Below are 6,739 nucleotides of genomic sequence, written 5' to 3'. Positions count from 1 at the left end.
GCGGGAGAAGAACTGCCCGCCGCGACGGCGACGAGCCACCGCGGCGAGGGTCCGGCGGAATCCACGAGCACCGCAACCGGCACATTCGCCGCAATCCGCCGGACAGGCCTCAGGCCGGCGCCGCCTCGAGATGCGTCCTGACCCGGTCCAAGGTGGTGCGGATGTGGGCGTCGTTGGCGCCGGCGCGGTCCCGGACACCGGTGACCGCGACGGCGAAGGGAATGAACCACAGCGGCACGCGGAGCCAGCTGGTCTCCGTGATGACGCAGCCCCCGTCCGCGGGCTCGATGTCGTACTGCCAGCGCGAGATCGGGATGCGCAGCGGCGTCGCCTCGACCTCGTAGGCGAAGCGGCGCCCCGGCTGCGCGTCCGTGATGCGGCACGTGGTGACCCAGCGCCGCGGGCCGTTGCGGTTGTAGCCGAGGAACCGCGCGCCCACCGCCGCCGTCGTCGCGCCGTCCAGCCAGCGGGCACGGTACGTCTCCGCGGCGAAGCGGACCATGGTCGGCGGATCGCTGACGACGCGGTACGCCTCGGCCGGCGTGGCACGGACGGCCGCCGTGCCGACGGCCGCGGGCTCCGGGAACCTCGGTATACGCATGGGCATCTCCTCCGCCGGTGATGCGGACGTGCATACCATGAACTCTTCCCGGGCCCCTCGCGGATGTGCTGGAATCGGCTTCCGGGTACGTCTCGTGATGCAGGGGTGGCACAGTGATCACAGTGCGGGATGTGGTGCGGGAGTCGGTCGCCGAGCACGCGCCGCATGAGTTACCGGTCGTCGACGGATTACTGGGGTTCGACGACGAGCACGTCGTACGGGTGTTGTCGGGCCAGGGGGACCGCAGGGAGCCGCTCGGCTTCGGGTACGCCGAGGTGACGGCGGTGGTCACGTCCGTGGTGTGGCTGGTGCTGGACCAGGTGGCGCGGCAGGCCGCCGAGAAGGTGGCCGACGGGGTGGTCGGGAAGGGGCGGGCCGGGCTGCGGCGAGTGCTGCGGAGGGGCGCCGTCGTGCCACCGCGGGTGCTGGCGGAGCTCGACCGTGAGCAACTGACGCTCGTGCGGGCGCGGATCGTGGAGCGCGCCACCTCCCAGGGCCTGGCGGGCCCGGACGCCGAGGCGCTGGCGGACGGCGTGGTGGCCCGGCTGGCCATGGAGGGCGTGGCCCCCGGCGGGGCCGGCGGGACGGCGGCCGATCCGGGCCGGGCCGGGCGGGCCTGAAGGCGGCGGAGCACGGCGGAATGCGGCGGACTCCCGTGCGGCGGGCTCTCCTGCGCATGTCGGCGGCCCGGCGGCTGCCCCTCACCGGCGGCGGCATTCCGGACACCGGTCTGCGCTTCGCGCTGCTGATGACGCTCGTGACGGCGGCGAGCGTCAGCATGCTGGACACGACGCTCGCGCCCCGGCCCGACGACACCCCGGGCGACGCCCTCGGATGCCTGCTCGCCGCGGGCCTCGACCCCGACGGCTCGAACCTGGCCAACCTCCTGGCCGGAGTGCGCAGTCCGGAGGCGATCCACGACTGTCTGTCCGGTGCCCCGGCCGTGGCGTACGGGAAGGGCATGGCGGCGACCGCGCTCCTGCTGGCCGTCGCGGCCCTGGTGTACTGGTGGCTGCCGCGGCTGCGCGAGCGGCGGCACGCGACGCTGCCGCTCGAAGCCGTGGACCCGGACGGCATGCTCGCCCGTGAACTCGCGGAACTGCGTGCGATCGCGGGAACCGGCGACCGGGTGCGGTTCCGTGTCGCCCCGGGGCGGACGACCGCCGGCGCGGTCGTCCACGGACGTGCCGGCCGGTACACCGTCTCCCTGCACGCGGGCCTGCTCGTGCTGTACGGCGTCGATCGTGACCGGTTCCGGGCCGTGGTCCTCCACGAGCTCGCCCATCTGCGGCACCGGGACGTCGACTTCGCCTACTCCAGCACCGCCCTGTGGCGGACCTTCGTGGCGCTCGCGCTGCTGCCCTACCTGTACCACGAGGGCGATCTGCTGCTGCGCGGACTGCTGGGGCGCACCAGGTCCCCGTTCTGGCCGGGGGTCGCGTCGATCACCACATACAGCCTGCTGTCCGGGCTGCTGCTGGTCCTGCTGGTCCATCTGACCCGCGCGGACCTGCTGCGCAGGCGTGAACTGTACGCGGACGCGCAGGCGATCGCCTGGGGAGCGAGCCCCTCGGCCTGGGACCGCCCCGACCGCACGGCCGGCCGATGGCGGCGGGCGACGGCATTGCTGCGCACGCACCCTGACTGGGCCGAGCGCCGCCGCGCCCTCGCCGAACCCGGGCGCCTCGCACCGGTGAGCGCGCTGCCGATGCTGCTCCTGGGAATCGCGGGGTCGTTCCTGGTCCACCAGCTCACCGTCTTCCCCGGGCTGTCCGAGACGGCGGCGACGCCCTGGATCGCGGCGTGCTTCGTCACGCCGGTGCTGTGCCACCTCCTGCGGCGCTCTCGGGAGGCGGGCGTGCGGGCCGGTCTGTGGCTCGGGCTCGGCCTGCTGGCGGGCGAATTCGTCGTCGGCGGCAACAGCGGCAACGAATGGCTGGTCGGACAGCCCGCGTATCTGCTGACGTTCCTGCTCGCCGGATGGGTACCGACGGTCTGGTGCGCGCAGAGCGCACGGCTGGAGGCGTGCCTTCCCGGGCGCTGGGCACGCCGGGCGGTGGTGCTGCTGAACGGCCTGGTGACACTGGCCCTGCTGTGGGGCGGGTTGCGCTGGTGGCAGCAGTGGGGCAAGTACCAGGCAGTGGGGGTGTACGACCGGAGCGGGGCGTTGCGGACCGTGTTCCGGGAGACGTTCCCAGGACCGTGGCGGGACTACGCCTTCGAGTTGTCCGCGGCGACCGAGGCGTTCCCGGGGCTGCATTCGTTCAACAACAGCGTGCCGCTGGGGCTCGCGGTCATGGCGTCCGCGCTCGTCCCGCTGTTCGTCCATCTCCGGGCCGGGCGGACGGGCTTGCGCGTGCGACGCACCCTGCTGGCCGGTGGGGCGGGCGGCCTGCTGTGCTGGCTGGGGTTGGCCGCCGGGTCGTACGCCCTGCACGCGGAGCGGCCCGGCACGCTGCGGGGGCGCTTCGGGGCGTTCCAGTACGTCCAGATCTGGTGGCTGGTCGTGACGGTCACGGGTGCCTGCCTGGTCACGGGTGCCGTCGTCGCGGGCGTCAGCCGGCGGTACTGGCTGCTGCGGGCGCTGCTGGCCGCGCAGCTGGCCGAGGTCATCGGTTTCGCCGGCGTGTACCTGCTGTCCTCCGCCGACGGCTGTCTCGGTCCGCTGAACGTGATCGGGAGCAGCTGCCACTGGCTGCCGGCGAACGGCAGGACCCTCACGGCGCTGGTCGCCGCGCAGTCCCTGACGAGCGCCGTCCTCTGCGCGGCGGCGGCCGCACTGGCGGGGGCCGCCGTCGCACGCGTCGTCCGCCGCTTCCCGGCAGCGGCGCGGCCCGCGGCCGAGGTCCCGTCCGCCCGTCCCCGGCCCGCTCTGCTGCGGCAGACGGCGGGGCTCGCCCTGGCCCTCCCCGCGCTCCTGCTCGCCGTCGTCACCTACACCTACGCGCCCGGCCCGCGGGCATCCTCGGCCGTGGGCAAGCCGCCCACGACCTCGCCCGCGATGGGCAGGCTCCTCGAACTGCTCGACGCCCCCCGGACGGCGCGCACGGCGACGATCCGGCAGTGGCAGGCACTGGCCTGGCTCAACAAGGGCGGTCTGCGGCACGTGGCCGGCCTCAGCCGCGGCTATCTGGCACTCACCTCCGCCATCGGCAAGGCCGCCGCGCAGGAGCCCACGGCACAGGGGACCATCGAGATCGACGAGAGCGAGTTCGCCCGGCTCTGCGGCACGCTCGGCAGCCGGGTGCGGGACGCGCGGAGGTACTTTCCCTTCCCCGATCCGGCGCTGGACCGGCGGTGGTCGAAGACGCTGGACCGGATCGCCCGCGACAGCGAGGACTGTCTGTCCGGGACGACCGGCGGCAAGGACGGCGCTGAGCGCGAGCGGGCCTTCGCCCGGTTCCTGACGAACTCTCCGGAGACGGTGCACGCGCTGCTGTTCACGATGCAGGACATGGAGAAGCAGAGCGAGGCACCCTCCTGACCCGCGTCGGCGGGGTCCGGTTACGCCCGTCCGGACCCCGTTGGTCACCTAATGGAGCAATACGACTACCCTGCGGATGCTCTGTGTGGATCGGCGGGTGAACCTCTGATCAAGGAGGTACATCCATGAAGTCAATCCGTACCGCTGTCTGCGGCACTCTGACGGCAGTCGCCGTCTGCGCGGCACCCGCCGCCTACGCCCTCGGCTCCCCGGCCCAGTCCGCTCCGCTCGCTCCCGTCACGGTCGCGGGCGGGCACGTCGTCACCCAGGAGGGCTGCGACGAATGCGACCGTCACGACCACGACGGTCGCGACGACCACGGCCGTGACGACTCGGACGACCACGGTCGTGACGACTGGGACGACCATGGCCGCGATGACCACGGGCGTGACGACCACGGGCGTGACGACCACGGCCGTGACCACGACCACGGCCGGGGTGACCACGGCCGCGGCGACCACGGGCGCGGCGACCACGGCCGTGACCACGACCACGGGCGCGGTGACCACGACCACGGCCGTGGCGACCACGACCACGGGCGCGGCGACCACGACCGGGGTGACCACGGTCGCGGTGAGCACGGGCGCGACCACGACCACGGCCGGCCGCACGCCCCCGCGCACGCGGGCGGTGGCGCGACCGCGACGGTGGCCGCGGCCGAGTCCTCGACCCCCGACACCCCGGCACTCGTGCTCGCGGGCGCCACGGTGGGCATCGCCGGTGGGCTGATCTGGTACCGCCGCCGCGCCAACGCGGCCAAGCAGTGACAGGAAGCGATCCGGCGTCATGTCAGAGAAGCGCGCAGGCGGCCACGGCCGCCTGGTGACGAGGGCGGCCTGGGTAGCGCTGCTACTGGCCCTGTGGCTGTGGGGCCACGACGTCACCGAGGAGCCGATAGGCAAGGCTCCGGTGCCCGGTGGCGTCGCCCCGTCAGGTCGTCCTTCCGCGCAGGGCCTGCCCCCGGCACACGAACCGCTGCCGGGGGCGGTCCCCCAGAAGATCACCATCAAGACGCTGGCCGTGGAAGCCCCCATCGAGGGCCACGGTCTGGACGCGCTGGGCGGTGTCGAACCGCCCCCGTACGAACGGCCGAACACCGTGGCGTGGTACCAGAGCGGTCCCCAGCCCGGCAGCTCGGGCGCGGCCATCCTGGTCGGCCACGTCGACACCGAGAAGACGCCGGCCGTGTTCTACGAACTCCCCAGGATGAAACGCGGCGACAAGATCGTCATCGATCGTACGGACGGCACGACGGCCGAGTTCACCGTCGAGGACGTCGCCGTCGTCGCCAAGGACCACTTCGACGACCAGAAGGTCTACGGCGCCCGGGACGAGAACCGCGCCGAACTGCGCCTGATCACCTGTGGCGGCAACTACAACCGGGCGCAGCACGAGTACACCGCCAACGTCGTCGTCTCCGCCTATCTGACGGGGGCGAGCGGCCGGTCGTCCGGCGAGAGCGGCGTGATGGCGGGCGGAACCGACGCGGCCGAGACCGGCTGACGCAGCCGCGTCCCGACCACGAGCTCCTCGATCTCACCCCGCCCTGCCGGCTCGTCCGGCAGGGCGGTCCCCGTCTCCGCGCCGTCCAGCACGGCGTTCTTCTCCCGCCGCGACGGCGCGCAACCACGACGTACCGGACCGGCGGTGCCGAACCGGCCCTCACCCTGAGCAAAGAGGCACCGGCACGGCCCGGCCGCCCCGCACCAAACCGACGGGTCCGTTTCAGGACGCCGCGTCGGCCAGGGTGAGGGCGTGCAGGCGCTCCGGCGGGCCCGGGCGGGCGTAGTACCAGCCCTGGGCCGTGTCGCAGCCCAGTAACCGCAGGCACTCCGCCTGGGTGCCGGTTTCCACGCCCTCCACGGTCACCGACAGGTCGAGCGTGTGGGCGAGCGAGACGATGCCCTCCACGATCTTCACGTCGACGGGGTCGGCCGGGTCGCGCTGCATGCCGCGGGTGAAGGAGCGGTCGAGCTTGAGGGTGCTGACGGGCAGCCGGCGCAGGTAGGAGAGGTTGGAGTAGCCGGTGCCGAAGTCGTCGAGGGCGATGTCGACGCCGAGATCGGCGAGCTGTCGCAGGGGGCGCAGTTCGGCCTCGTCGGCGCCGATGAGGGCGTTCTCGGTGACCTCCAGGCAGAGCGCCGAGGGGTCGAGGCCGGCGCCCGTGAGGACGGCGACGGTGTCGGCGACGAGGGAGGGGTGGCGCAGCTGGGTGGGCGAAAGGTTGACGTTCACCCGCTTGACGCCCTGGCAGGTGCCGGCCGCGCGCCAGGCGCGGGCCTGCCGGGCGGCCTCCTCCAGGACCCAGCGGCCGAGCGGCACGATCAGCCCGGTGCTCTCGGCGAGCGGGATGAACTGGTCGGGGCCGAGCACCCCGTGGACCGGGTGCAGCCAGCGCACGAGGGCCTCGGCGCCGCGCACGGTGCCGTCGGAGAGCCGGACGAGGGGCTGGTACTCGATGAAGAACTCGCCGTTGTCGAGCGCGGCGGGCAGCCGGGTGGTGAGGCCGTGCCGGGCGATGACGCGGGCGTCGGTGTCGGCGTCGGCCACTTCGTAGCGGTTCCAGTAGTCGTAGGAGCCCGTGGTGTTGAACCCGGGGATGATCACGCCGAGGGCGAGCACGGTGGCCGCCGCGCCGAAGGCCACCAGCCCGG

At 73.4% G+C, this 6,739-nt stretch carries 6 protein-coding genes; 4 read left to right on the top strand and 2 right to left on the bottom strand.

Annotation, left to right across the window (positions count from 1 at the left end; translation table 11 throughout):
* Positions 1 to 109: 109 nt before the first annotated feature.
* Positions 110 to 601, bottom strand: coding sequence for an SRPBCC family protein (locus AB0K09_RS27540; RefSeq protein WP_366068114.1), 492 nt, complete (start codon positions 599 to 601; stop codon positions 110 to 112).
* 122 nt (positions 602 to 723) lie between these two features.
* Between AB0K09_RS27540 and AB0K09_RS27535 the strand changes: the two genes are divergently transcribed.
* The 4 genes from AB0K09_RS27535 (at position 724) to AB0K09_RS27520 (ending at position 5,588) form a co-directional block, all read left to right on the top strand.
* Complete coding sequence (locus tag AB0K09_RS27535) at positions 724 to 1,221, top strand: hypothetical protein (RefSeq protein WP_366068113.1); 498 nt, start codon at positions 724 to 726, stop codon at positions 1,219 to 1,221.
* Positions 1,222 to 1,241: 20 nt separating this feature from the next.
* Positions 1,242 to 4,085, top strand: a complete 2,844-nt coding sequence (locus AB0K09_RS27530) for a M48 family metalloprotease (RefSeq protein WP_366068112.1) — start codon at positions 1,242 to 1,244, stop codon at positions 4,083 to 4,085.
* Between the two features lie 125 nt (positions 4,086 to 4,210).
* On the top strand, positions 4,211 to 4,852 hold the full coding sequence (locus tag AB0K09_RS27525) for a hypothetical protein (RefSeq protein ID WP_366068111.1): 642 nt from the start codon (positions 4,211 to 4,213) through the stop codon (positions 4,850 to 4,852).
* 19 nt (positions 4,853 to 4,871) lie between these two features.
* Positions 4,872 to 5,588, top strand: a complete 717-nt coding sequence (locus AB0K09_RS27520; protein WP_366068110.1) for a class F sortase — start codon at positions 4,872 to 4,874, stop codon at positions 5,586 to 5,588.
* Between the two features lie 222 nt (positions 5,589 to 5,810).
* Here the strand turns inward: AB0K09_RS27520 and AB0K09_RS27515 are convergent.
* A partial coding sequence (locus AB0K09_RS27515; RefSeq protein WP_366068109.1) for an EAL domain-containing protein occupies positions 5,811 to 6,739 on the bottom strand: 929 nt, incomplete at its 5' end.

It is taken from the genome of Streptomyces sp. NPDC049577 (genome assembly GCF_040675635.1).
Taxonomy (GTDB): Bacteria; Actinomycetota; Actinomycetes; order Streptomycetales; family Streptomycetaceae; genus Streptomyces.
This window is presented reverse-complemented; position numbering and strand designations above follow the sequence as displayed.